The sequence below is a fragment of the Microvirga ossetica genome (assembly GCF_002741015.1).
Lineage (GTDB): Bacteria > Pseudomonadota > Alphaproteobacteria > Rhizobiales > Beijerinckiaceae > Microvirga > Microvirga ossetica.
Genome location: NZ_CP016616.1, coordinates 2,949,310 through 2,974,001 on the forward strand (window position 1 = coordinate 2,949,310; position 24,692 = coordinate 2,974,001).

At 58.9% G+C, this 24,692-nt stretch carries 21 protein-coding genes, 2 tRNA genes and 2 pseudogenes; 17 read left to right on the plus strand and 8 right to left on the minus strand.

Features of this window, described 5'->3' with window-relative positions:
- Window positions 1-54: 54 nt before the first annotated feature.
- Entirely contained in the window at window positions 55-1,173 is a 1,119-nt protein-coding gene (locus BB934_RS13995; RefSeq protein WP_099510174.1) for an AI-2E family transporter, read from the plus strand.
- A gap of 613 nt (window positions 1,174-1,786) precedes the next feature.
- Window positions 1,787-2,026 carry a DUF2188 domain-containing protein gene (locus tag BB934_RS14000; RefSeq protein WP_099510175.1) on the plus strand — a complete coding sequence of 80 codons (240 nt, stop codon included), beginning with the start codon at window positions 1,787-1,789 and terminating at the stop codon, window positions 2,024-2,026.
- A 644-nt stretch (window positions 2,027-2,670) separates the two neighbouring features.
- Here BB934_RS14000 and BB934_RS14005 read toward each other — a convergent pair.
- The 3 genes from BB934_RS14005 to rnhA form a co-directional block, all read right to left on the minus strand.
- Window positions 2,671-2,746 (minus strand) — tRNA-Ala (locus BB934_RS14005).
- 494 nt (window positions 2,747-3,240) lie between these two features.
- Window positions 3,241-4,422, minus strand: a complete 1,182-nt coding sequence (locus BB934_RS50455) for a calcium-binding protein (RefSeq protein ID WP_099510176.1) — start codon at window positions 4,420-4,422, stop codon at window positions 3,241-3,243.
- Between the two features lie 352 nt (window positions 4,423-4,774).
- Complete coding sequence (gene rnhA / locus BB934_RS14015) at window positions 4,775-5,254, minus strand: ribonuclease HI (protein WP_099510177.1); 480 nt, start codon at window positions 5,252-5,254, stop codon at window positions 4,775-4,777.
- A 1,062-nt stretch (window positions 5,255-6,316) separates the two neighbouring features.
- Between rnhA and BB934_RS14025 the strand changes: the two genes are divergently transcribed.
- Window positions 6,317-6,988 (plus strand): hypothetical protein, encoded by a 672-nt coding sequence (locus tag BB934_RS14025; RefSeq protein WP_157934164.1) that lies wholly within the window; start codon window positions 6,317-6,319, stop codon window positions 6,986-6,988.
- Between the two features lie 49 nt (window positions 6,989-7,037).
- On the opposite strand, the gene BB934_RS14030 is transcribed toward BB934_RS14025, so the two are convergent.
- Window positions 7,038-7,709 (minus strand): hypothetical protein, encoded by a 672-nt coding sequence (locus tag BB934_RS14030; protein WP_099510180.1) that lies wholly within the window; start codon window positions 7,707-7,709, stop codon window positions 7,038-7,040.
- A 353-nt stretch (window positions 7,710-8,062) separates the two neighbouring features.
- Here BB934_RS14030 and istA point away from each other — a divergent pair, with 353 nt between their 5' ends.
- The 5 genes and pseudogenes from istA to BB934_RS47065 all read left to right on the plus strand — a co-directional run bounded on the left by istA (window position 8,063) and on the right by BB934_RS47065 (window position 13,853).
- Window positions 8,063-9,601 carry an IS21 family transposase gene (gene istA, locus BB934_RS14035; protein ID WP_099509451.1) on the plus strand — a complete coding sequence of 513 codons (1,539 nt, stop codon included), beginning with the start codon at window positions 8,063-8,065 and terminating at the stop codon, window positions 9,599-9,601.
- Between the two features lie 18 nt (window positions 9,602-9,619).
- Window positions 9,620-10,379: pseudogene (gene istB / locus BB934_RS14040) on the plus strand (IS21-like element helper ATPase IstB); the annotation flags it as partial.
- 383 nt (window positions 10,380-10,762) lie between these two features.
- On the plus strand, window positions 10,763-12,868 hold the full coding sequence (locus tag BB934_RS14050; protein ID WP_099510182.1) for a recombinase family protein: 2,106 nt from the start codon (window positions 10,763-10,765) through the stop codon (window positions 12,866-12,868).
- A pseudogene (locus BB934_RS14055) lies at window positions 12,864-13,007 on the plus strand (ATP-binding protein); the annotation flags it as partial. The gene BB934_RS14050 and the pseudogene BB934_RS14055, both read left to right, overlap by 5 nt.
- Window positions 13,008-13,634: 627 nt before the next feature.
- Window positions 13,635-13,853, plus strand: coding sequence for a hypothetical protein (locus tag BB934_RS47065; RefSeq protein ID WP_157934166.1), 219 nt, complete (start codon window positions 13,635-13,637; stop codon window positions 13,851-13,853).
- Window positions 13,854-13,998: 145 nt separating this feature from the next.
- On the opposite strand, the gene BB934_RS47070 is transcribed toward BB934_RS47065, so the two are convergent.
- Window positions 13,999-14,391, minus strand: coding sequence for a hypothetical protein (locus BB934_RS47070; protein ID WP_157934167.1), 393 nt, complete (start codon window positions 14,389-14,391; stop codon window positions 13,999-14,001).
- Between the two features lie 272 nt (window positions 14,392-14,663).
- On the opposite strand from BB934_RS47070, the gene BB934_RS14065 reads away from it, so the two are divergent.
- From BB934_RS14065 to BB934_RS50905, 3 genes are all read left to right on the plus strand, one after another.
- Window positions 14,664-15,332: a recombinase family protein gene (locus tag BB934_RS14065; protein ID WP_099512853.1), complete on the plus strand. Its 669-nt coding sequence runs from the start codon at window positions 14,664-14,666 to the stop codon at window positions 15,330-15,332.
- A gap of 2,665 nt (window positions 15,333-17,997) precedes the next feature.
- Window positions 17,998-18,579, plus strand: coding sequence for a PRC-barrel domain-containing protein (locus tag BB934_RS14075; RefSeq protein WP_099510185.1), 582 nt, complete (start codon window positions 17,998-18,000; stop codon window positions 18,577-18,579).
- A 225-nt stretch (window positions 18,580-18,804) separates the two neighbouring features.
- Entirely contained in the window at window positions 18,805-18,957 is a 153-nt protein-coding gene (locus BB934_RS50905) for a hypothetical protein (RefSeq protein WP_418294753.1), read from the plus strand.
- Between the two features lie 677 nt (window positions 18,958-19,634).
- Here the strand turns inward: BB934_RS50905 and BB934_RS14080 are convergent.
- On the minus strand, window positions 19,635-20,024 hold the full coding sequence (locus BB934_RS14080; protein WP_157934168.1) for a hypothetical protein: 390 nt from the start codon (window positions 20,022-20,024) through the stop codon (window positions 19,635-19,637).
- Window positions 20,025-20,188: 164 nt separating this feature from the next.
- Between BB934_RS14080 and BB934_RS50225 the strand changes: the two genes are divergently transcribed.
- Complete coding sequence (locus tag BB934_RS50225; protein WP_257792358.1) at window positions 20,189-20,320, plus strand: hypothetical protein; 132 nt, start codon at window positions 20,189-20,191, stop codon at window positions 20,318-20,320.
- Window positions 20,321-20,432: 112 nt separating this feature from the next.
- On the opposite strand, the gene BB934_RS14085 is transcribed toward BB934_RS50225, so the two are convergent.
- On the minus strand, window positions 20,433-21,326 hold the full coding sequence (locus BB934_RS14085; protein ID WP_099510187.1) for a tyrosine-type recombinase/integrase: 894 nt from the start codon (window positions 21,324-21,326) through the stop codon (window positions 20,433-20,435).
- Between the two features lie 143 nt (window positions 21,327-21,469).
- Here BB934_RS14085 and BB934_RS50910 point away from each other — a divergent pair, with 143 nt between their 5' ends.
- Window positions 21,470-21,682, plus strand: coding sequence for a helix-turn-helix domain-containing protein (locus BB934_RS50910; protein ID WP_418294754.1), 213 nt, complete (start codon window positions 21,470-21,472; stop codon window positions 21,680-21,682).
- The gene (locus tag BB934_RS14095) at window positions 21,643-22,461 is read left to right on the plus strand and encodes an IS630 family transposase (RefSeq protein ID WP_157934170.1); all 819 of its coding nucleotides are present in this window, start codon (window positions 21,643-21,645) and stop codon (window positions 22,459-22,461) included. The genes BB934_RS50910 and BB934_RS14095 overlap by 40 nt, the downstream gene beginning before the upstream one ends.
- Before the next feature lie 277 nt (window positions 22,462-22,738).
- Here BB934_RS14095 and BB934_RS14105 read toward each other — a convergent pair.
- Window positions 22,739-22,814: transfer RNA gene (locus BB934_RS14105), tRNA-Ala, on the minus strand.
- A gap of 182 nt (window positions 22,815-22,996) precedes the next feature.
- Between BB934_RS14105 and BB934_RS14110 the strand changes: the two genes are divergently transcribed.
- Genes BB934_RS14110 through folD form a run of 3 tightly spaced genes read left to right on the plus strand, consistent with a single transcriptional unit; the run spans window position 22,997 to window position 24,526 of the window.
- Window positions 22,997-23,287, plus strand: a complete 291-nt coding sequence (locus tag BB934_RS14110) for a YggT family protein (protein WP_099510190.1) — start codon at window positions 22,997-22,999, stop codon at window positions 23,285-23,287.
- A 4-nt stretch (window positions 23,288-23,291) separates the two neighbouring features.
- Window positions 23,292-23,618 (plus strand): DUF167 family protein, encoded by a 327-nt coding sequence (locus BB934_RS14115; protein ID WP_099510191.1) that lies wholly within the window; start codon window positions 23,292-23,294, stop codon window positions 23,616-23,618.
- Window positions 23,615-24,526 carry a bifunctional methylenetetrahydrofolate dehydrogenase/methenyltetrahydrofolate cyclohydrolase FolD gene (folD, locus tag BB934_RS14120; RefSeq protein WP_099510192.1) on the plus strand — a complete coding sequence of 304 codons (912 nt, stop codon included), beginning with the start codon at window positions 23,615-23,617 and terminating at the stop codon, window positions 24,524-24,526. The genes BB934_RS14115 and folD overlap by 4 nt, the downstream gene beginning before the upstream one ends.
- The last annotated feature ends 166 nt before the right edge of the window (window positions 24,527-24,692 follow it).

Here is a 24,692-nt window from a genome sequence, read left to right on the forward strand (position 1 = left end):
GTTCCAGTCGCGCCCTGATGGAGTCCGCAACGGACCCTGCTCGGGAGGGACGCAATGACGATTGCCCGCCCCACCGTCTTTTGGATCACGATCGCCGTCATTGCGCTGGTGACGCTGGTGCTGTTGCGTGAAATCCTGCTGCCGTTCGCGGTCGGCATGACGCTCGCCTACCTGCTCGTCCCGGCCGTCGACGGGCTGGAGCGGATCGGGATCAATCGCGGATTGGCCGCCCTGATCCTCATCCTGGTGCTGGCGGTCGGCTTCGTCGGCTTGGTGCTGGTGATGCTCCCCGCCCTCATTGGCGAGTTGCGGTTCTTCATCGATGAGTTCCCGCGCTACGTCGCGCGGGTCCAGTCTCTCGCCGCCGACACGGGCCGGCCCTGGCTGCATACGATCATGGGTCAGGAACTCCGGATCGAGGAAACGGCCACTCACACGGTGGCGGCAATGAGCAGTGCCTGGCTCGATGACCTTGTCCGCTCGGCATGGTCGAGCGGGAAAGCCTTGTTCTCCCTTCTCTCGCTGCTGGTCGTGGTCCCGATCGTCAGCATCTACCTGCTGGCGGACTGGGACCGGATGATCGCGACGATCGACGGCTGGGTCCCGGCCAAACACCGCGAGGACGTCCGTATCGTCGTGCTGGAGATCCATGACACGGTGGCCGGCTTCGTGCGCGGGCAGATCGTCATCTGCCTGATCCTGGCGGTGTTCTACGCAGGGGCTCTGAGGCTGACCGGGCTCAACCATGCCATCCTGATCGGCCTCACCGCCGGCCTGATCAGCTTCGTCCCCTATCTGGGGCTCTGCGTCGGCTTCGTCGTCGCGGCATGCGTTGCCATCGCCCAGTTCTGGCCCGATTGGACACCCCTGGCTGTCGTGGCCGGCATATTCCTGCTCGGCGAAACGATCGCCGATTATGTCCTGTCGCCGCGGATCATCGGCAGCCGGGTCAAGCTCAACCCGGTCTGGCTGATGTTTGCGCTGTTCGCCTTCGGCTATCTGTTCGGCTTCGTGGGCTTGCTCATTGCCATTCCGCTGGCCGCATCGCTCGGTGTCATCCTGCGGTTTTCCATGAGGAAGGCGCTGGCCGGCCCTGACCTGGACGCCGCGGCGGCGCCATCCGCACCAGCGTCCTCTCTCAAGGTCCGTTGGCTCTTGGACGAGGAGGGATAGGGCCGCCGGCCGGGAAGGTCGCCTCCTCGGTGCAACGCGAAGCGGTGGCTGTCCTGCCGGGCGCACAGCACGATGCATCGAAGGATACCGCCATCACCTAGGCTGTCGTGCCTTGCGGCCAGGGACGGATACCATGCTGCCTGATGCCGGCGCACAGGGTGGTCCACCTTGGGTCAGGCTGCGAAATTACCTGCCCTTCCAGGAGGTCTGGTGTTCCTGTCCTAAGCGGACCCTTGGCCTACTTCCGTCCCGTGTCGATAAACACCCTTTTGGGACCAGCTCGCGATGACGCGCTGCCATCATCGCCCTCCCTGCTCATGAGCGACGTTTTGGAGGCGCCTTGTCCGAAAGCGCACAGTCGCCTGCGCGATCCGGGGCAATCGTCTGTGTCATTCGCAGAAACGCTCAATGGAGGACCGAGCCATGCACGCCGTGATCAGAACCTATTCCGGTGAAGGCGCCAAGGAACTCTTCGATCTGCCGGAGACGCGTAAGTCTGACGTCGAGAGCCTGGAAGGCAGTCAGTAAGCTCGCCAAGTGACGAGTTGCATGGGCGTCCGGAACCTCCCTGCCGGAATGCTGTTCAGCTAGGAGAGACCTCAGGAGAACAGCCGTGGCCGATGTCCATTATCAGATTGTAGAGCACGACGGTGGATGGGCTTACAAAGTGGGGGACGTCTTTTCAGAAGCATTCCCAACCCATGATCAGGCGCGGGATGCAGCAGAACGAGCGGCCGCCGAGCAGAAGGTTCCTGGCGCGACAGAGCCGATCGAGTATCAGGATCCGGCAGGAGCTTGGCACGAGGAGGTCGCGCAAGGCGATGATCGACCAGGGACCGATGTGAAGGGCTGACCCCGCCATTTTAAGGATTTCCTGACATACGGCCTGGATCGTCAGCCATTTTCTTCGCAGGCTTTCCACAGACATGCCTGAGGAGGGGTTTACCGAGCGCCCCCCGATAGACAAGCTCGATGCTCAGGAGCAAGTCGGGTGACGCGATGAGCTCCAAAGAGCTACCCGCGCGAACGGAACATCTCATCCGCCCAGAGATCATAGACGTGTTGAATGGCGAGGTAGGTTTCATAGGCACGGTCGTACTGGCGGGCAGCCGTAAAGCGCTCTCTCAGGGCGTGTAGATGTTCAAGTCGATGAGTCCACTGAGTTTTGCGTTCGGCTGACATGATCCCCACCCAACCAAAGGGATATCAGAGCCTAAGTCTAAACCTCTTCCCTGAATAAATCGGAAATCAAGGGTATAATCCTAACGGCGCACGGGGATTAACTCCCTGACAGCGGCCTGATCTATGCCGTGTATGACAGGCTGCCGCGCATCCGAATTCGGCGCGCGATTCAGTCTGGAACTGTAAGAAGGCGCTAGGTAGTGCCCTTCCCAGCGCCGGAGTGCCAGCGTCCTGCCTGGAGCCCGAGTTGAGTTTGAAATTGCGCCGCTTGGCTTACCCAGCTCGGCAGCAATCCATGCAAGTCATTGAAAAACTTGGTGGAGCTGAGGGGAATCGAACCCCTGACCTCTGCAGTGCGATTGCAGCGCTCTCCCATCTGAGCTACAGCCCCGGTCGATTCCATCGAACCAAGCGGCGGAAGTTCAGAAATAGCAGACAAATCAGTCCGTTACGTTGGGTAGGCTACCAGCTTTCCTGAGCTAAGCAAGAGGTCTTGGCTGTCCCCTCCCTCAGCGGCTTTTCTCTCTGTTTGTCACACTCACTGTGACAACCGTTGTGACAAGCCGAGACCACCCCAACAGGAGAAATGGGCTGAACGAGGGTTGAGCGATAGGCTCAGAGACTTTTTGCAGCGGGGATCAAAGGTCGTTGGCGAGACTATCCTTACCAGCGGCGCGGATACGGCTAACACGCCCATCCATCCCTATCCCGATCATGCTGTGGCCAATCCCTGGTTGACCCTTGTAAGCCTGGGCTAAGCCGACCAGACGGACGGTGGTGCAACTCGGATAAGCTGCCATGTACCCTAGCAATTACAAGAGAGGATCCGCCGCTGCCGCTAACTATGTGGGTTGTATCCAGCAGCGGCGGATCGTACCCGTTGGATTAGAATACAAGGAAGTCAAACCTCGTTAGGGTTGGAGTTCCGAGGAGATTTGCGAACTGCACCTGGGCTGAACCGGTGCCGCTGCCATCCGCATCGAAGTACAAGGCCCCAGTCTGATCATCATAGATAATGCGGTCGGTCGCATCGCCTGCGCTAATCCCAATGCGGAAGGCGTTGCGCGACAAGATGCCTGCTGAGAGGCCCGTGAAGACAGAGTTCTCAAGGAAGATCGTATCGGCAGCAGCATTATAGCCTTGGATCGTATCAATGTTGCTGCTTCCCAGTGCAGTGCTGAACCTGAAAGCATCCGCGCTGCTGCCCCCAATGAGGAAGTCGGTCCCCAAGCCCCCGTTGAGGATGTCCCTGCCACGCCCACCGTCCAGTCGATCATCGCCACTGCCTCCCCTCAGCGCGTCACTACCGCTGCCTCCGACAAGACTGTCATTGCCACTGCCCCCTTCAAGGAAATCGTTGCCGCTTCCTCCTAGCAGTCGGTCGTTGCCACCTTCCCCAGCCAACCGGTCGTTTCCTGAACCACCCAACAAGGTGTCGTTTCCGCTTCCTCCAAACAGCCGGTCGTTGCCACGCCCACCGTCCAACCGATCATCGCCCTGCCTACCAAGGATGCGATCGTTGCCGTCAAGTCCCGGCAGGAAGTCATTACCGGTGGTTCCCCGCACCGTATTGCTGCGATCGTTCGCGATGGCAACCCACTGACCGCGGATCTCGCCACCGGTAAACTCCTCGGTGTGAGCGTTGAAGTAGAGCGGCACATCCGACCCAATTCGAGCCGTGTCGAGTTGACTGGCGAAGGTTGAAATAGAGACATTGGCTGGGTCGGTCGTTTCCCACCGTCCCCTAACGGTCCAAGATCCGTCCGTATTGGGAGTAATCCTTAGATCGTCAGCATCGTGGCTTGGGTTGATCTGGCCGAACACCACATCTCCGTTGACACCTCTTGCTCCATTGTGGACATGGAAGCTTGTGACATCGTCGCCCATGTCTGGCGTTTGGGCTGAGCTGCCAAGCACAGGTCCAAAATCAAGTCCAGTGACTCGGATTGTATAGGATGCCGTGAGAGCCGCATCGTCGAAGATCACGGTTCCGAGACCTCGCGCCGATGTACTCCTTGGTGGAACCTCCTGACTGCCTGTCATGATCACGCGGTATGCTGTAGCCATCAGTTTCCTCCCGTTGATCGAAGCCCCCGGGGAACAGTCCAGCTTGTTACTGCCAGCCTAATGCTCATAGACGTGGTGGTGCCACGAAATATTCCATGTATCTATGTTCACGCTAGGCCAGCGCATTTTGAATTGACCCTGGGTCGCGGCTAGAGACAAGCTACTTGATAGCCTCTGAGGTAAGGTCTCAGCCGTTCACATGCTCTTACTTGAATGACCAGATACAATGTCGCCTAAGAGTAAAAGCAAGACGTACTGACAAAATACCCGGACAAACCCATAGATCACCAAACCCCTCTCAGCCGCCGTGATTGGTTTCTGAGAGGGGTTTCGTTAAACTACAGGCAAGTCGCTACCTTGCTCGTCCGGCAAACCCAATTGCCATAGCTGCCATCTGAGCCTCAGTATTAGCAAGTCCATCAACACGCTCGTTTTGCTCATGCCCTGCATGACCCTTGACCCATTGCCAAGTGATCTTCCGGCCTTGGATTAGCCTGTCTATCTCTAGCCAGAGGTCTTGGTTCATGACCGGCTTACCGTCAGCCTTGCGCCAGCCCTTGGCTTTCCACCCACGGAGCCACTCAGTCGCTCCCCTAATCACGTACTGGCTGTCGCTATGGATTACGATGGGGGTCCCCTGAGGAACAGCCTCAAGCGCCTTGATGGCTGCCGTCATTTCCATCTTGTTGTTCGTGGTGGTCGGGTCGCGTCCCACGATGACCTGCTCCTGTCCTGCAATGGTGACCACGGCGGCATAGCCTCCCGGTCCTGGGTTTCCAAGGCAAGCGCCATCCGTGAAGATAATAGCTTGGTTCGTTGTGACGTTCGTCATGGGCTTCTCAACAATTCGTTCGGTGAAATCGCTTGGTCCTGAGGGAACAGGGGAGGGGCTAAGGGCATAGAAAGAGGTTAAGATCCTCTAAGTGACGAGGGCCGTCCACAGGAGGCCGCTGCCCCAGACATCGTTGGGTCACTGGGGGAGATTCTGAATCGCGGACATTCTATATCCTGCTGAACCAATCAACGGACAGCGCATTGCCTTCCTAAGCGGAGGCAGCCCAATGAGGGGTGTTGCAAATCTAGCTATTTACGCTTGCGGTGCGATCTATACCCTAGCTGCGCTATACAGTCTCTCTACGGATGGGGCTCCACGGTGTCCTGAGCCATCCCCCCGAAGCGTCGAGGCACTTTTCGCTCCGTGCCTTGCTGATGTCAGAACGCCGGCAGCAGACCCTGCTCTATTCCCACGCCTTCCAGGTCCGAATGCTCCCACGCCACCTGCTTCCCACGATGATGGGCCAGCTATCGCCCGATCTGGTGAGGATGTGGAGACGACCGGCAGCGTCCCCTGAAGCATGAACTTCTGTCGTGTAGAGCATGAGCTACCCTTCAAATGAAGAAAGGCCCACCAAGGACGGACCTCAGTGGGCTTCAGGAGTGACGATTTTCGAGGAGTGATAATGGTGAGTTATGTCTTCAGATCACCAAGGTGACCCAAGACGCTTTCCCCAATGGCTGTTCGGTAGTTCCCTATGCCAAGGCATGACCAATCAAGATGCCAGAGGGCAAGACCTTCCATTCACTCCGTAAGGCGTTCACCACCGCGCTTGAGAGGGCTGACTGCCCTGAGGCTATCGCCGCAAGGTTGGTCGGCCATGCCCCGTTAGGGATCACGTATAGGATCTACTCTCAGGGGAGAGAGGCTGCACAGTTGAGGGAGTGGGTGGAGAAGGTTCGGCATCCTGTTTAAGTAATCAGAAGTTAAATGCTAGGAGAAGCATCTGGCGCGGATAGGTAAGGATTCTCCTGACGATTCCGCCTATGCTCTATACTCATTCCGACAGCGCAAACGAGAATAACAGTGGCGCAAAATCCACCAAAAAAGAGAACAAGCATGTTTGGGGTCTCCGCTGGAACTGCCCTTTCGTGGGCAAACGATATTCGTATTTGGGCAATGGCTTTCGCGGCCTTTGCCGGGATTGTTAGCTGGATTGCAAGCTACTATCAGCTCAAGTTTTCTGCTGAAGTCTCCGCTGAGAAAGACAGGGCCTTTAATCAGTATAAGGCGGAGGCGGAGGAGCGCACCGCTCAGGCTCTCGCTGATGCAGCGGTAGCAAAGGAACGTGCAGCAAGCCTGGAGAAGGAGGCAGCTGAGGCACGTTTAAAGCAAGAAGAACTTCGGCGTACTCTTGCGTGGCGATCACTATCGGCAAGCACAGTCGAGAAGTTCAGAGCTTCCTTACCAGAGGCTGGTGCAGTGACATTGGCCTATACCGCTAACGATCCAGAGGCCCTGTCCTTATCATTGCAGTTTGCAGAGGCATTCACTCAGGCTGGCTGGCAAATCTCAATGGAGGCACGTACTTACCCTGACCGGATTTTCTTTGGTGTTTATGCCCCCTACCGTCTGGGGAGTCCTAACGTTGGTCCCCTTCATTCGGCCCTTTCGGTCGCAGGGATAGGGTTCTCCACAGAGCCCTTACCTCCACCACCAATGGCGTTTGGAGTCTCCCGAGATAATACGAGAGCACTGCTCTTTATCGGCTCGAAGAAGCCCCCCCTCTGAACGGTGCGGACTGGTTAGTCCGTAACCTGCTTATAAAGGATCACACAATTTAAGATCCCCTCACGGTAATCAGTCGCTCACGGACTGCCGTTTTGTAATCAACTTGACCAACACCGGGGATTGTCAGAATGACGGTACTTCCCTGCTTGGTCGCCGTAATGCCGCTACCCAGTTGAGCCTCTAGAATCGCTTCAGGGTCCCTATCGGCAATCGTTGACAGGTACTCCTGCACAAGCGGCTGATACCCACGGGTTGACCGTTCAACGCCATGATTGCGCATCGCTGCCTTGAAGTCCTCAGGACGATGCTGCTGTGCCCAAGAGATAAACTCGTCAGCATCCTCAATCCCAGCTTGGTGGAAGGTGCTGATGGCCTGTGCCTTGAAGCCCTCGACAACCTTGCCCAAGCGGGCTTCAGCCTCCTGGGGATGGATACCGAGTTCAGAGGAGACACGGCTCATTGTGTTGGGGTTCACTTCTCCGTCGCTAACCAACTGGCCGAGGATTGCGAACTGTGTGGAGGACGTAGAGGCTTGCACGAGGGCGGCAAGATCGGCTTCCACTGCGGCGTCGCTGAGGGCTTCCCCTTGGTCCTCCGGGCTTTCCTGAGGTGTGTTCTCAGCGAGGATCTGCGACGGACGATCAGGGACTAGGACATAGCGACCGCTTACGTCTTTCTCGATGAGCCCCTGACTCTCAGCGATAGCCACAGTGACTTCCATCCCGGCAATCTGGAGGATGTCATTGGGTTGGAGAGTACCCTGACGCGGTGACCCTGTAGGTGTGCGGGCCTGAAGTCCTCTCGAATGGTCCATGTCGCCGGTATTTAGCGACGAGACGGTATTGATCGTGGCGGCTTCACCTCTGCTATAGGAGACGGCACCCCCCGTTCGTACCGTGATGGAACGATCTTCAGGGGAGATGCGTGCGTGTTTCGCGTGATCGTGAGCAGCGATTTCGCGGCACCGTGAGCAACGATTTCAGAGGATCGTGAGCACCTTTTCGGAGGTGCCGGGAGCTTCGGCCGACAACTCAACCGGCTACGGGTGCCTCGTTCAACCCACGAGGAGGCCCGATGCCAACCCAGAGATTGTCGATGCGCCGGATCCGAGAAGTACTTCGTTTAAGACATGTCCAAGGCCTGACCGAGCGCGTCATCGCGCGCACGCTGGGGATCAGCAATGGCGTCGTTCATGGCTACCTGCGCCGCGCCCGTCTGGCAGGGCTGAGCTGGCCGCTGCCGGACGGGCTCGATGACGACGCGCTCGAACTCCTGCTGTTTCCGGCACCATCCTCGGCTCAGACCGATCGGCGCCCGGTCCCCGACTGGGTTTATGTCGAGAAGGAGCTGCGCCGGCGTGGCGTGACGCGCGTGCTGCTCTGGGAGGAATATCGCGCCGCCCATCCCGATGGCTTCGGCTACACCTGGTTCTGCACCACCTACGAGGCCTGGAAGGGGCGCGTTCGCCCAACAATGCGCCAGACCCACAGGGGCGGCGAGAAGGTGTTTGTCGATTTTGCCGGCGACACCATCGACGTCTTCGATCCGCTGACCGGCCAAGCCCATCCCATGAAGCTGTTCGTCGCCGCCATGGGCGCCTCCAACTACACCTATGCCGAGGCCTGCGCGAGCGAGAGCCTGCCGGACTGGATTGCCGTGCACGCCAACCTGTTTGCCTTCCTGGGCGGGGTTCCGAAGTTCGTGATCTGCGACAACCTCAAGGCGGCGGTGACCAATCCCGACCGCTACGATCCCGGCCTCAACCGCACCTATGCCGAGATGGCCGGCCATTACGGCACCGCCATTCTCGCGGCGCGGCCGAGACGCCCGAAGGATAAGGCCAAAGTTGAGGTCGCGGTCCAAATCGCCCAGCGCTGGATCCTGGCCCGGCTGCGCAACCATCGCTTCTTCGCGCTCGCCGAGCTCAATCGCGCCATTCGCAGCCTGGTCGTCGAACTCAACGCCCGCCAGATGCGCGGCTTCGGCTCCAGCCGGGCCGAACTCTTTGCCGAGATCGACCGGCCCCGGCTGGGAGCGCTGCCAGACGAGCCCTACGTCTTCGCCCGCTGGAAGCGCTGCCGCGTCGCGCCGGACTACCATGTCGAGGTCGACGGCCACTGGTACTCCGTGCCCTACCGCCTGATCCGGGAACTCGTCGATGTGCGCCTTGCCGGTGCGACGGTCGAGATCTTCCACAAGGGCCAGCGGGTCGCCAGCCATGCCCGGGCGCCGAACCGGCGCGGCCACACCACCGTTGCCGAGCATATGCCGAGCGCCCATCGCCGCCACGGCCAGTGGACCCCACGAGGCCTGATCGCCGCCGGTGAACGGATTGGGCCCTCCGTCGCGGCTTTCTTCGAGGCGGTGATCGCCGACCGTCCACATCCCGAGCAGGGCTTCCGCACCTGCCTCGGCATCCTGTCGCTGGCCAGGAGCTATGGCGACACCCGCGTCGAGGCCGCCTGCCGGCGCGGCCTCCTCATCAAGGCACGCTCCGTCGCCTCGATCCGGTCGATTCTCAAGAATGGCCTCGACCGCGCCGTCGTTGACGAGACGCCCGACCACGAACCCCTGCGCCACGGCAACATCCGCGGCCAGGGTTACTTCCACTGAACCCAGGAGACCCAACCGATGCTGACCCATCCCACCCATGAGCGCCTGATCGCGCTTGGCCTGACCGGCATGGCCAAAGCCTTCGAGGAGCAGCGACGATTGCCCGATCTCGACGCTCTGTCCTTTGAGGAGCGCATCGGGCTGTTGGTCGACCGCGAAGCGGCCGAGCGCGACACCAAGCGTCTCACCGCGCGGCTCAAGTTCGCGGCGCTGCGCCAGAACGCCTGCGTCGAGGACGTCGATTGGCGAACCCCGCGCGGCATCGATCGCGCGGTCTTTGCCCGGCTGGTTGTTGGCGACTGGATCGACCGGCATGAGAATGTGCTGATTACAGGGGCGGCCGGCCTCGGCAAGAGCTGGATCGCCTGCGCGCTCGGCCACAAGGCCTGCCGGGATAACCGCTCGGTGCTCTACCACCGCGTGCCGCGCCTGTTCGAGGCATTGGCGCTCGCGCGCGGCGACGGGCGCTATGGCCGCCTGCTCAAGGCCCTCGGTCGCGTACAGGTGCTGATCCTCGATGATTGGGGCTTGTCAGTGCTCACCGGGTCCGAGCGGCGCGATCTCCTGGAAATCCTCGACGATCGTCACGGCCGCTCATCGACCATCGTCACGAGCCAGGTTCCCGTGGACGCATGGCATGACCTGATTGGGGACCCGAACATTCCAGAATGCCTCGATCCTTGACCGGCTCGTGTCTCATGTGACGGTCATCGATCCCCGACACGCGCTGAGCGGACAGCAGTTCGACCTCGTGTCCATGCACTCCCCGCGCGGAGCCTCGTTTGTCGTCATTGCCCTGCCCGATGGCCGTCGGCGCTCCATTCGCCGCTCCATCACCGATCTGGCCGCGGCCAGCCACGGCGAGCATCCAGGGACGGCGGACGAGACCCTGCGGGTCAGCATTCGCACCCTGCTCCCACTGGCGCAGCATTTGGCCACCATGATCACCGCGTCCGAACCGAAGGTGATCCACGATGGCCCAACGCTGTCCCTTGAACCGGGAGCCCGCTTCTCCGACCAGGCTGCACCTGCACCGCTCTCGGCACCAACCGATCCGGCCGTGGCCGAACCTCCCGGCCGAGACGCAAACGCAGATGGCTCAGCTTCTGGCCGAGCTTGTGCGACGGATGCACCCGATGCCGCCGATCAGGGAGAAGACCGATGCTGAGCGTCACGAACCCTTCTGACGAGCGGCTGACCTCGGCCCGCCGCGCCAAGCTGGCCTATATCTACGTGCGCCAGTCCACGGTGACCCAGATCAAGCATCACCAGGAGAGCACCGAGCTGCAGTACCGCCTGGTCGATCGCGCCGAGGATCTCGGCTGGCCGCGCGAGCGGATCCAGGTCATCGACGAGGATCTGGGCAAATCCGGCGCCGGCACGACCGACCGCCAGGGCTTCCAGAAGCTGATTTCCGAGATCAGTCTCGGCCATGCCGGCCTGGTCATGAGCCTCGACGCCTCACGGCTGGCGCGCAACAACCGCGACTGGCATCAGCTGCTGGAATTGTGCTCGCTGTTCGGGGTTCTTCTTGCCGATGGCGAGCGTCTGTTCGATCCGTGTGCGTATCATGATCGCCTGCTGCTCGGCCTGTCCGGCATCATGAGTGAAGCGGAACTGCACCAGATCAGACTGCGCCTGCATCAGGGCGAACGGCAGAAGGCGGCTCGCGGCGAACTGCGCCTGCCGGTCCCGGCCGGTCTGGTCCATGACCGCTCCGGGGCCGTGACGCTCAACCCGGATGAGGAGGTCCAAGCCCGTGTGGCTCTGGTCTTCGCCAAATTCCGCGAACTGCACAGCGCCCATGCGGTCAGGCGCTATCTTCGGGCGAATGGGCTGCCGCTGCCGGTGCGTCCGCTGAGGGGGCCCTCACCGCACGACGTGGTCTGGCGCGAGGCGACCAGCGCCCGCGTCCGCAGCATTCTTCAAAATCCCGCCCTCGCCGGCGCGTATGTGTATGGTCGGCGGCGACAGGCTCCCGGTCAGGCGCGGGCAGGATCGTGCCGCCCCAGCACGATCAAGGTTCCCGTTGCCGAATGGGAGGTCTGCCTGCAGGAATCTCATCCGGGCTACATCAGCTGGGAGGAGTTCATGGCCAACCAGCGGCGTCTGGCCGATAACGTCAACCGCTACGACGCTGATCATGTCGGCGTCCCGCGCAAAGGTGCAGCGCTGCTGCAGGGCATTGCCATGTGCGGCCGCTGCGGCCGCCGCATGAGTCTGCGTTACACGGGCCCGCAGGGCGATTATCCGGTTTATTGCTGCCGGGCCGACCGGGATCAGACCGGGGCGCCTCTCTGTCAGGAGGTGCGGGCTCTGGCAGTGGATGCCCGCGTCGAGGCGATCCTGCTGGAAGCGCTGAAGCCCGACCAGATCGCCATTGCGCTGGCCGCCCTTGGGCAGTTGGACCGGGAGGCGCGGCAGCTCGAGCGGCAGTGGGGGCTGCGGCGCGAGCGCGCCCGGTATGAGGCGGAGCGAGCCCAGCGCCAGTACGATGCGGTCGAGCCCGAGAACCGGCTGGTGGCCCGTTCTCTGGAACGGGCTTGGGAGGAGAAGCTGCGTGCGGTCGAGGCGGTCGACCAGGAGCACGATCGCTGGCGGCGTGAACAGCCTCTGGTCTTGAGCGCTGATGATCGTGCAACGCTGCAGGCTCTGGGCCAGAATCTGCCGCAGGTGTGGCATGCGGTGACAACCACGGCGGCGGACCGCAAACGCATCCTGCGCTTCGTTATTCGCGAGGTGATCCTGGATCAGAAGAGGATCACAGGGCATGTCTGGCTCAAGATCCTGTGGCAGACCGGGGCAACGAGCGAGCATGCCGTGCAACGGCGGGTTCACACCTATAAGGACTATGCCGATCTCGATCGTTTGCGGCAGCAGATCACGGAGCTGAATGCGGCCGGCAAGATGGACAAGGAGATCGCGCAGATCCTGAATCAAGAGGGCTTCACCACCGCCCGTGGTTGTCGCTTCCGAGGTGAGAATGTCTGGCTGCTGCGGGACCGTTGGGGCATTGCGACCGTGAAGATCAACGGTGTTGCAGCCAATCCGATGCGCTGGTCGGACGGAAGCTATTCGGTTCAGGGAGTGGCTTCGCTGTTGGGCGTGACGCCGCAGGTCATCTTCGATTATCTGGCCCGTGGCTTCCTCGTGGGGCGGCAACTGGTCAAAGGACAGCCTTGGCAAATCGATCCGACGGACGATCAGATCCGGTATCTGCAGAATCGTTTACAACGCATCAGACGATCAAAAAAGGTGGCATCATGAGATCTTCGCGTTTCCCACTCTTGGAGACGCAATCTTGGATCGTCTTGTTCACAATGCCCACCGCCTTCAACTCGCCGGAGAAAGCATGAGAAAGCAGAACGCCAGAGCCCGCCCTCTTGACGGCGACCAAATCTCCTGACTCCATCACCCCATCGGTCGACGCGACCGCTCATGATCGCGTGAAATGCCTGCTCACGATCCCACGAAATGAGCGCTCACGATCCGCGAGATGCGCAGAGATGCGGTTAGACGTGTCTGGTTGATCGCCATCAGTGGCGGTTTGATAACTAGCGTAGCTCATGGTTCGATACTCTTGGAAAGGCGGAAGTTTATCCGCTCGGAAAGGGATTGCCGGTCATGCTCAGTACGGGCTGCTAGGTGTCGCTTACGGCAGCCGATGAAGTGACCCCATTGCTTGTTGGAGAGCCACACGGAGCGTCCTCCTTTTGCCTCTGGGTCTTCAAGGATGGCGTTCTTGAGACACCACCGGAGGAAGCGAGGGTCACGCTCTGAGAGCCCTATGGGCCACTCTAGGAGGTCCTGACAATCAGCTTCGAAGTTATCAGCATCATGCCCGTACTGATCGAGGTAGTGATGGAGCAGTCGGGTAACCCTCCGTCGCTTGGGTTCGCTGTCGTCAGCCCTGCTGCGAGGCACAGAGGGGGGCAGAAGGTCAGCCATTGACCGACCCCATAGGGATACGGAGGCCGGACCCTAGGGGCTTCGCCAGAGGCTTGCTCTTAGGCTTCTGCTTAGAGGACTTACCTTGAACGTGGAGGTTCGTGGTTCTCAAATTGAGGTGGTCCTTATCAAGGTACGTGACGTTGCCCTTGAGGCTGTCCCCGAGGATCAAACGAGAGACCTGCACAAGGTTCTCGTGCTTTCCCTTAAGGCGGACATACGACTTGCCCTTCCCGTTGGAGTTCAAGAACCAACTGCAAAGCCCGTGCTTGGCAACAATGGCTTTATAGTCTTCTTCGAATAGCCAGCAGATGCGGGAGGCGTTGTTCAAGATCACACCCACTACAGTGCGTCCATCAGGATCGAGGCGTCGGATAGTCTCGTGGTAACTGCGGTAGTTCATTGGAAAGCTCTATTTATGTAAGAAAAAGGGAATGAAACGTCCCACCTCAGACCCGTGCATGATCATCTGCGAACGCATCAGGGAGGCTCATTTCTGTCTGGATAGGGAATGCATCAGGCGAGCCCACAAACGGCGTTTGTGAAGCCACCGCGACAGTTGCAGAGGCATCCTGAGGGGAAAGCGGACGGTATGTTTCGAATGTCAGACCACGGTCATCACGTTCGATCACAGTGAGCTTGGCTGCCTTGCCTACGGTGGACACCATTGAGACCACCTGAGAGCCCTCATGGCTCATGGCAATGACCGTCTCAGGAGGAATCCCCTCACGGTAAAGAATACGGGCAGCATCGAATAACGGGGTCCGGCTTTCGCAGATCACACGACCATCAATAGACGCGCTGAAGCGACCGCGACCGAGGGGACGCAGAGTAAGGAACATCGAGGTTCTTTCTGTTGGCTTGGATGATTAGGTTGGAGGAGACCACCACCCACTTCCCCATCGTCGAAAGCGAAAACATCCACTTACGTTGATGGTTGGTTGCGAGGGATATGAGCCAATGGCGTGGGTGGTGGTCCGGTATCCGTCTGTTGGTGAGCTACCTACTCGCACAGACGAGATGAAATGTGTCATTACCGATCTACGTTCGTTGATCAGTGTTGACAAATGTCATGGGAACGATCACCTTGGGCTCAATCCCTGAGGAGAGCCTGATGACCGCGTATGTGGCCTACTGCCGTGTTTCGACCGAGAAGCAAGGAAAGTCGGGCTTGGGCCTTGAGGCTCAACAAGCAGCGATCCAAGGGTTCCTGAGGCCAGGAGATGAACTCATCCAGCCTCCCTATGTGGAGGTGGAGTCTGGCAAGCGGAGTGATCGACCAAAGCTCCTAGAGGCTATCGAGAGATGCAGGAAGACAGGAGCAACCCTCCTGATCGCTAAACTCGATAGGCTCTCCCGCGATGCTCACTTCCTCCTGGGTCTTCAGAAGGCTGGTGTTCGCTTCGTTGCTGCTGACATGCCTTCAGCGAACGAATTGATGGTCGGTATGATGGCACTGTTTGCTCAGGAGGAGCGTAGGCTGATCTCTGAGAGGACCAAAGCAGCCCTGAAGGCAGCTAAGGCCAGAGGTCAGAAGCTCGGAGGAGATCGAGGGTATCGACCATCCTCCCCACCGGATCACACCAAGGCCACTGAGGTCAGGACTCTGAAGGCTGACCACGCAGCCCACGCCATCCTCCCTGTCATCAGGAGGGTCCAGCAAGAGGTGGGAAGCCTCAACGCAACAGCGATCAGGTTGAATGAGATGGGTCACGCCACTCCGAGAGGTGGAGCGTGGACAGCAACAGCAGTGAAGAGGGCTCTCGCAAGGACCGAGGGCTGAGAGGCCATCTAATCAGCCTGAATCCTATGGAAAGCGGGGGGCCTACGGGGGGAAATCCTCGCCTCGAACCTGTCGATCAGGTCTCACAGTTTCGTTCTGATTATTTTGACCCCCTCAGGTCACCCTTAGCGAGACACGAAGGGATCAATAATAGGGGATATCAGATATAGACCAACTATAAGGATGACTAATGTGATGATGGTCTTCATGGTGAACCCTTAGAGAGACCCTCTAGTCCATCCATGGGGAGACCCTAAGGTCAATCCTTAGGTTATCCTATAGTTACTCTTATAGTTATAATCTATATATCAAACCAGAGGGGGTCTTCTCTTCCTAGTGGTCGGGGTTTTACATATCCTAGTACAAGGTAAATTAAAAACCTAATATCCACAATGACTTACCTATCCCCCCTAGTTGACCTCAATTCACGGTCTCCTCAGGGGCGTCAACAGGACCACAGCCCTCATCGCTGCATAGGCTATATTCTCCATCCCCGCTCTCCACAGCCTCCCTTATGCCTTAGGATCATTCTCTCGACTCCTCCGTTGACGGAATGAGATGTTCTCATTTTGTTCTGGGTGAGTCGGTATGGGAAGTAGCAGTCGCAAGCTCACGGTTGAGCAGGTTCTTGAGGCGCGGCTTTGCTACATGGTCGGAGATTGGCAATGGTCCAAGCTGGCTAGGAAGTTCGGGGTGGATTCGGGAACAATCAAGAACGCCGCCAAAGGGGTGACCTATAGAGATTTACCCATGCCACCCAAGCGAGGGGAATCTTTGGGGAGGTGACCATCACAGACAGGCGTTCTTGGTCGGCTGGGGTGTGAGTAGCCATCGAGCCGAAATCGCCGCCAGTGACGAGACGGCGACAGCGCAAATGCCTATCCAGAAACGATGAAGGGTGACCCTGAGAGCCGCCCTATGAGGTCCGCTAGTCACCCCTCCTGCGATCATCCCGCAACTTCCTCAGTTCAGCGATGATGCGAGGGGAGGTGGTGATAAGGGCGATGAGGATAGGAGGAAGCCAGGTATCCAATGTTGAGGTCTCCAGAGAATCGAAAGACCCCTCTTATTAATACCGGTTTCCGTAGGCTCCCGAGTCGCTTTTGAGCCGATCCCTAACATGGTTGTCCATCTCCGCTGCTCGAAGTGCGGGGGGCATCGGATCAACGTCGTGATCAACGTTAAGGAGCTTTACGCGAAGGCTCATGGAGCAGGAAAGGCAGGGAAGTGGTTCGCCCCCGGGGCCTTATTGGCTTGGCTCTAACTACTCTTAGCAACGGCCAAGACGGAATCATCTGATCCACCCGAGCGTTATCCCTGAAAGATCGGTGTCTTTCGGGAGAGACCCCATGAGCGATCAAGATGAGGACGAACTCAGAACCTTGGTGTTGTCTGTGTCGACCGCCGCTGCTCTATCAATCCTCGGCGTGCTGACCGCTGTCACTTTTCTATGATTTAAGCCGCTCTACCCGGGCTTTCCCTTCGCCATGGAAGTGGGCTGGGGAGGGGTTGGTCATTGACAGGCATTTCGTGTCGTTTGGGGGTGAGTGCCTTCAGCTCAAAGATTGCCGCCAGTGAAGCGCCGGCGACAGCGCAAAAGCCTAGTCGGAAACGATGAAGGGCGACTCTTCGAGAGCGATCCATAGAAAATCTTCAAGTTCCTTAGGGGATTAGCGAACCGGCTGCACGAGACGGCGTTATCTCTTGTGCCTAGCGGTCTTAACTCCCTTTGGCATAGCTAGGCAGCAACTCCTGACCGAGTGGGAGCCTCAGGTCGCGACCTCCTGGGGCTCTTTGGTTTGTACAGGGTGGTGCTCACAGACAGCGTTGAGGGATCGGATGGGGTGCAAGCACGTTCCAGCCTGTAATGGCCGTGGGTGACGAAGGGGAGCGGCAAGAAAGACACACCCAGAGATGATAAGAGGCTGCACAAGGCAGCCCTACTCGAAACCCTCGTTACATCCGTTGACTTCGGGAGCCGCTAGGTTAGCACATGGTCAATAATACTATTATAAACGCGATTGCCGGGCAGAACCTTGATGAAGCAGCTTTTGCATTTCGTTGTTGTGCGTCATTTGTCTATTGACCTTGGACTTGCAGCTACAGCCATCACAGCCGCGAGCGTCGCGTTAGTCATGTGTGCGCAACTGCCTTGAGCCTTCCCCAAGGTCCAGCCTTCCCATTGCAATCATTTCCGCCTGTGAAACTCCGACCCGACATACCGACGTAGATGAAGGAGCCTTCCCGGTTCCAGATCGGGTGGACCTCTGCGCCTGACCGGGGAACATCCCCTGTAGGCCATACAGAGAAGCAGTGTCAGGGTTAGTTATTCGATTATCGACGCTGAGTTGAAAGCCCATCAGATCAGCCCTGGGCTGAGCCATAGCCTCACTTAGTCAGCGTTTGGGTAGCGCCTAGGTTTAGCTGAAGCCTTATTAGATAAATCCTGAAGGTCAGGCTAATACTAAGCTAAGTCCGGTTGTATTGGCCTGTGTACTAGTATGCTAGTAAGGGAAATGTATTTCTCGCAGACCTTAGGTAATTTTAGGCTTAGGCCTAGGGCTATATCCCATCATTACGCCAAACCTTCCTATTTCTCCGTTTCTATTTTGGTCATGAATGACTGAGACAATGGCTGTGCGCCTTATCAACTTAAGAGGCACCGATGAGAACCTGCTACGTCTTCCAATCTTACGCAAACCCAAACCTGCGCGGCTTCACTGACAGTTCTACAGGCGAAAAGCTTCCAGCCGACAGTGGACCTTGGACATTCGTACAGCGGGTCAACTCAGACGAGCAGTGGACCTTTAACGCTGGTCGCGCCATCGTCTCAGCCGGGATACTAGAGAACGGCTTCCTTCTCTGGGAGGAAAGCAACCAAGCAGTTCCATTTCATCCGGTCATCGAGAGTGATCGCGTTGAAGGAACCGCAGTGTTCAATCAGCAGGGTAAGCAGATCGGGACCATCAAGCGGCTGCTGATCGAGAAAGTCAGTGGGCGTGTCCTCTATGTTGACGTGACGTTTGGCGGCTTTCTCGGCATCGGCATTCACCATCGCACAGTTCCTTGGGACAAACTCTCTTATGACAAGGCGCTTGAGGGCTATCGTACTGAGATTACCGAGGAGCAGGTCCGGGATGCACCGTCGTTCTATGAGGGCGAGGGTGACGATCTGGTCTGGCCTAATCGCAAGCGCGAGAAAGAACTGAGGGACTACTGGCACGACGATCCAAGAGGCCCATTCTAACGTCCTGCGGAAGCCGCCTTGGCTTATGAGAATGGAACTGACGATCCTTCGTTGGTGTCGCCTCCCTAATCCCGAGGAGCGCATTACAAGGAAGGCTTTTTTAGCTACTCTATTAGAGCTATGCCAAGCTATGACGTTTACGTCTGGACTAAATTTCGCCGTCTGAAGTACCCGCGCGGCTTGAATATTCCAAGCCTTCAGGCAGCACACAGCATTGCATTAAGGATGGCGCGGGTGTTCCTCGGTCTCAAATCGTCCAGAGGTTATCTGTCTAAGGCCGAATGTGACTTCCACGTTGAGGTTGTTAACGAGGATGGACGAACTGTCCTTGCAGTCCCAGGGCGTTGGATAGCTCTTGTTCCTAAACGGATTAGGTAAGACAAACTCAATCGACGACCCTAAGCAGGTTCAACAGCGGCTTCCCACACCCTGCCTCACCCTTCTGCAACCTGTGTTCAAGTTCAAACGCAGCCATACGTGACGGCGGAACCCGGACTAACCTGCGTTAATTGACCTTGCATGACGGGGCATAAGCTCCGTGTCGGCGATCTTTGCACGTTTGGGTCAGCGTCAATGTATGACTCGACGACGGAGCAATTAATGCCGTCATAAAATGGAGGAACGTCATGACAAAATACGTGTTCAAGATCGGTCAGGTGGTACAGGCTAGTGGAACCTCGCCTAAGCTTCCGCGCGGTCATCTCAGGGTTCTTCGCCATCTCATGCCGACACCATCCGGGATTCCGCGCTACTGTGTAAAGAGCGAAACAGAAACGACTGAGCGTGTGGCTGAGCAGGACGAAATAGAGCCTGTTGTGCGGTAGCCCTGAAAGCACAGCTTAGGCCAAAGGAATTGGCGGAAGGCTTGGCCTTTAGTCTCCGACCTTCGATGATCCCTCCGATGAACTTAAGAGTCTGACGGTTGAGTCCTCCCATCAGCCTCTCGTTTGACTCTATGCGACCGTAGCTTTTGCTAACTTCTCAGCTGCCTTCTATGGCCTTGGTGCGAGTATTGACTCAGCTTCCTTGGATCACGACTACCGCTAAAACGGAGCCTAATGCTTCTCTGTCGACTGTGTTGGCTGAAGGATAAACCGGTCTGTCAGGAAGCTAACGATTTTGGCGATCTGTTCCCTAGGCAGGGTCAAGCCAACCGGACCAAACTTCGGATGATCAAACGCAAATAAAGCCCCTGTCGGCGGAAACGCCTTAAGATACCACTTCGCGTTCGCTGCCGTGCTGATTGTCACGCCTTCTCTCTCAAGGTCAGGTTGTGGCTGACCTGAAACCATTTGGCTTCTTGCATTGCCAAGTTCACCGATCAGCTTGTCAAGCTCATCAAGCCTAAGTACAAGCTGCAGTGGCGATTGCCCAAGAGGTACAATCTCGATGCCTACTGCCTGCCTGTCCTGGGCGACTTGAAACGCCATTCTAACGTCAGGCATGGCACGGCCCCCAATCGGTGGCCATTACCCTAACCTGAGCAGGCGGCTTTTTCGTGCTCATCGGGAACCCGCACTAATCCACAGCCATCCACAGTCTCAACAGAATGTTCTCTTTTTGTTCTCATTCCGTGGTACTCTTAACGGCATGATTATGGAGAACAAGAATGAGGTTGCCTCGCCTCTCTGTACGTATCTGGAAGCTGCTGGACGCTCATGCCGAGGGACTTCCGGCGATTGGAGCCTTATTTCTCATTGTGCTGGCGCTGCTGATAGCAAAGTATCTTGCCGATCTGTGAATCCAAGAAGGAACTTGCAGGAGGCTTGGCCGTTGGCCTCATGACTACGTTGGTTCCCTCTGATAAACTCAAGAGCCTGGCGGTCCTCCCATCAGGCTCTCTTGTTTTGGGGTTAGCCAAGAGTTGCCTTAGCCAATTTCTCAGCAACTTTCTCCGGCCTCAGGTGAGTGTAACGGCTCAACATTCGGGGATCACGATGGCCGCTGATGAGGGCTACCTCAGGGACAGTGAGGCCGTATTCAAAGAACCGAGACACAGCCTCATGCCTCAGGTCGTGGAGGCGCAGGTCCTCCAAGCCAGCTCTCTTCCTCAGCCTTCCCCATGCAAGGCGCACGGCATTGGGCGTAACAGGAAACACCCTCTCATCTCTCCTCTCTAACGTGGACAATATTTCAACCGCCTTTGGAGTGAGCGGGATCGTCCGAGGATGACCGTTCTTGGTCTTGAGGATGCGGATGGTTGGAGCAGTCATATCCACATCCTTCCACCGGATCGACAGGAGTTCACCTCGACGCATCCCTGTTTCAATGGCGAGGGTGATTAAGGGGTGGAGATACCACGCCGATGCCAAGGCGGCTGATGCAAGGATGTTGCTCTCGCCATCCTCTAAGCGGCGTTCGCGCGGCTTTTGAGCTTCCGGTATGGCTATCTGCTGAACCGGATTGGTAGCGATGGGTAAACCCCATTCCTTTTTGACAACCTCAAAACAGTGTTGAACGATAGCAAGCTCCCGCCTGACCGTGCCTGATTGAACGAGCTTGAGCCTATCGTCACGGTATCGGGCAATCGCTGCCGAGGAGAGCTTGTTGAGGGCTATCTGAGCGAGGCTATGGGTAAGGAGGGTTCTTATCCGGTACTGCTCAGATCCAGCTCCACGCTTAGTCGGAGTAACTGTCTCACTGTAGCGGCGCAGCAGATCGCCGACCATGATGCCTTTTAGCTCTCTAAACTGCATCCAGTTTGAGAACCATGGTTTTGGGCTTGGATTAGCGGCGGGCGTTCCCATCTGAGGCACTTTCCTCAGATATGGGTGGCGTCATGCTACGGGTTGATTGTGCACGCTGGGGTCAAACACCGGATGACCTGCGGCGGCTGGCGCTAAACGCACCTCATGCGCGCACCCGCGAGCGCGCGCTCGCCCTCTACGACATGGCTCAAGGAAGCTGCGCCACCCAGGTGGCGGCACGCACCGGGCGCCACCCGCAGACCGTAATGGGTTGGCTGCATGCCTACCACACACAGGGCCCCGCGGCCCTGGCCTATGGCCGCACCGGCGGCCGTCCCCCCTTTGTGCCCGAACCGCCGCCAGTCTCGGCGAGGTCGTGCGCGCGGCCCAGGGTGCGGCGGCCGCGCCGCCCGTAGACGGCGCCGATCCGCCGCCTCGCTTCACCCTCAAGCGCCTGGTGGCGTTCGTGCGCGAGCGCTTTGGTCTCAGCGTCTGTCGCGAGACCATCCGGGCGGCCCTGCACCGCCTCGCGCTGTCGTGGAAGAAGGCCAAAAAGCTGCTCGGCCGCGCGGATCCGGAGCAACGACGGGCTTTCATCGATCGCCTCCCGGACCTGCTGGCCGGCGCCCAACGCGACCGCCACCTCCTAGTCTATCTTGATGAGGCTCACCTTCACCAAGACACCGATCTTGGTTATGGCTGGTGCGCCCGCGGCCAGCGGCTGTGGGTGGCCTCCTGCTCGCCCGGGCTCTCGGCCAAGGTGTCGTTCTATGGTCTCTATCTCTACAACGAGGGCGAGGTCCGGCTGTGGCCCTATGCCCGCGCCAACGGAGAGCACACGATCGAGGTGCTGCGTCGGCTGCGGGCCGAGGTGTCCGACCGCAAGATCATTCTGCTGTGGGATGGAGCGCCCTACCATCGCGCCCAGGCGGTCCGGGCGGAGGCCTCCGATCTGAACATCGCGCTTGTGCCCTTACCCAGCTACAGCCCTGACCTGATGCCCGTGGAGGCGCTCTGGCGCTGGCTGCGCGAGGACGTCACCTATCACCACTGCCACAGCAGCCCTGAAGATCTCACCCGACGCGTCGCCGCTTTCGAAACCCGCATCAACACGGATCCATGCGCCCTGGCCGATCGCCTCTGGGTCAAGGATCAGCTCGACCCCAAGGAGGAAGAACTACGGTTCCCAAAATAGACGCGGTTTAACTGTGATCGGTAACTCAGCACGGTCGATAGCCCGTTCCTGATCCCTCGCCCAAGCTGCAGCATCAGCTTTGGAGGCAAATGACTTTGATAGAGGAGGGTAGCCTTCACGGCGCACTTGGGCTTGCCAGGAAGAGCCGCGCTTGCGGATGGTCGCCATATTCATTTCCGTCTCGTTGTGACAACGCTGTGACGGACTGGCTAATCTGGCTGTTGGGAGCACCTTGGCGTCAGAGCTGAAACGTGAGGTTGTTCAGCATCTTAGCGCTTGGTGGAGCTGAGGGGAATCGAACCCCTGACCTCTGCAGTGCGATTGCAGCGCTCTCCCATCTGAGCTACAGCCCCGGTCGATTCCATCGAACCAAGCGGCGGAAGTTTTAGGCTTCCCGGCTTTGGTCTGTCAATCGGCGGTGGAAGGCAATCGGGAGGCGGTGGGTTCGGGAGAGCGGGCGTCACCGGTAAGGCCAGGGTTGTTCAGTCCCGCTTCAATCGTTACATGAGCAAAGCCGATCCCTGACAGGTTCCCTATGCGCGCGCTCCTCAATGTCATCCTGCTGGCCCTGCAGCTCTATACCTACCTCATCGTCGCCTCGGCGATCCTGAGCTGGCTGGTCGCCTTCAACGTGGTCAACACCCGCAACAATTTCGTCCGCTCGATCTGGAATTTCCTGGATGCGGTGACGGAGCCGGCCTTGCGGCCGATCCGCAGCATCCTGCCCAATCTCGGCGGGGTCGACATCTCGCCCATCATCCTGATTTTGCTCATCATCTTCATCCAGAATCTGATCGTAGACTACCTGATGCCGATCGCCTTCTAAGCGGATGGAGACTTCGGCCTGGCGCGTCCGCCCCGATGGGCTCGAGGTCCGGGTGCGCGTGACGCCGCGCGGCGGGCGGGATGCCATCGACGGGGTCGAGACCCTCTCTGACGGCAGGCCGGTCTTGAAGGTCCGCGTCAGGGCCGTGCCGGAGGACGGGGCGGCGAACGAGGGCGTGCGGCGGCTCCTGGCCAAGGCGTTGAAGGTTCCGGCCTCGGCGGTGAGCCTGGAGGCGGGCGCCACGGCTCGGCTGAAGATATTTTCGATTTCGGGCGAAGGCGGCATGCTGGCCGCCGCCCTCGCCAAATTGACAGGACGAGAGAGCCCATGAGCGCCACGATCATCGATGGAAAAGCCTATGCCGCAGGCCTGCGCTCCCGCATCGCCGGGGCGGTCCAAGCGCTGGCGGGGCAGGGCGTGACGCCGGGCCTCGCCGTCGTCATCGTTGGCGAAGATCCGGCGAGCCAGCTCTACGTGAAGAACAAGGCGCGCCAGACCGTCGAAATCGGCATGCGCTCCTTCGAGCACACGCTGCCGGCCTCCACAGGCGAGGCGGAGCTTTTGGATCTCGTCGCTCGGCTCAATGCCGATCCGGCGGTCGACGGCATTCTCGTGCAATTGCCGCTGCCGAAGCAGATCGATGCACAGAAGGTGATCGAGGCCATCGATCCGGCGAAGGACGTGGACGGCTTCCACCCGATCAATGCCGGGCGGCTCATGACCGGCGTGCCGGGGCTCGTCTCCTGCACGCCGTTAGGCTGCCTGCTGCTGGCGCAGTCTGTGCGGCGCGATCTTGCTGGGCTCAACGCCGTGGTGGTCGGGCGCTCCAACATCGTCGGCAAGCCGATGGCGCACCTCCTCATCGCCCAGAGCTGCACGGTGACGGTGGCCCATTCCAGGACGAAGGATCTGGCCGATGTCTGCCGCAGCGCCGATCTTCTCGTCGCCGCCGTGGGGCGGCCCGAGATGGTGCGCGGCGACTGGGTCAAGCCCGGCGCCATCGTGATCGACGTGGGCATCAACCGCGTGCCGAACCCGGCCGCCGGCGAGGGCAAGACCAAGGTGGTCGGCGACGTGGCTTATGCGGAAGCGGCCAGGGTCGCTTCCGCCATCACGCCGGTGCCAGGCGGTGTCGGCCCGATGACCATCGCCTGCCTTTTGCGCAACACGCTCGAGGCGGCTTGCCTCCGGCGCGGGCTCACGATGCCGGCGGTGGATTTTGCGGCATCAGCGGGATGAATCCAGCTCTTAGCCTCAAAGGTAGCAAGATGTCATGAAGAACAGGCGCAGCGCTGCCGCAGCTTCACCTCTCCCCAGTGGGGAGAGGTGAAGCTGCGACGGTGAGGGGGTACGCGTTATCCGGATAGACCTGTAACCCCTCACCCGCGCCTCCGGCGCGACCTCT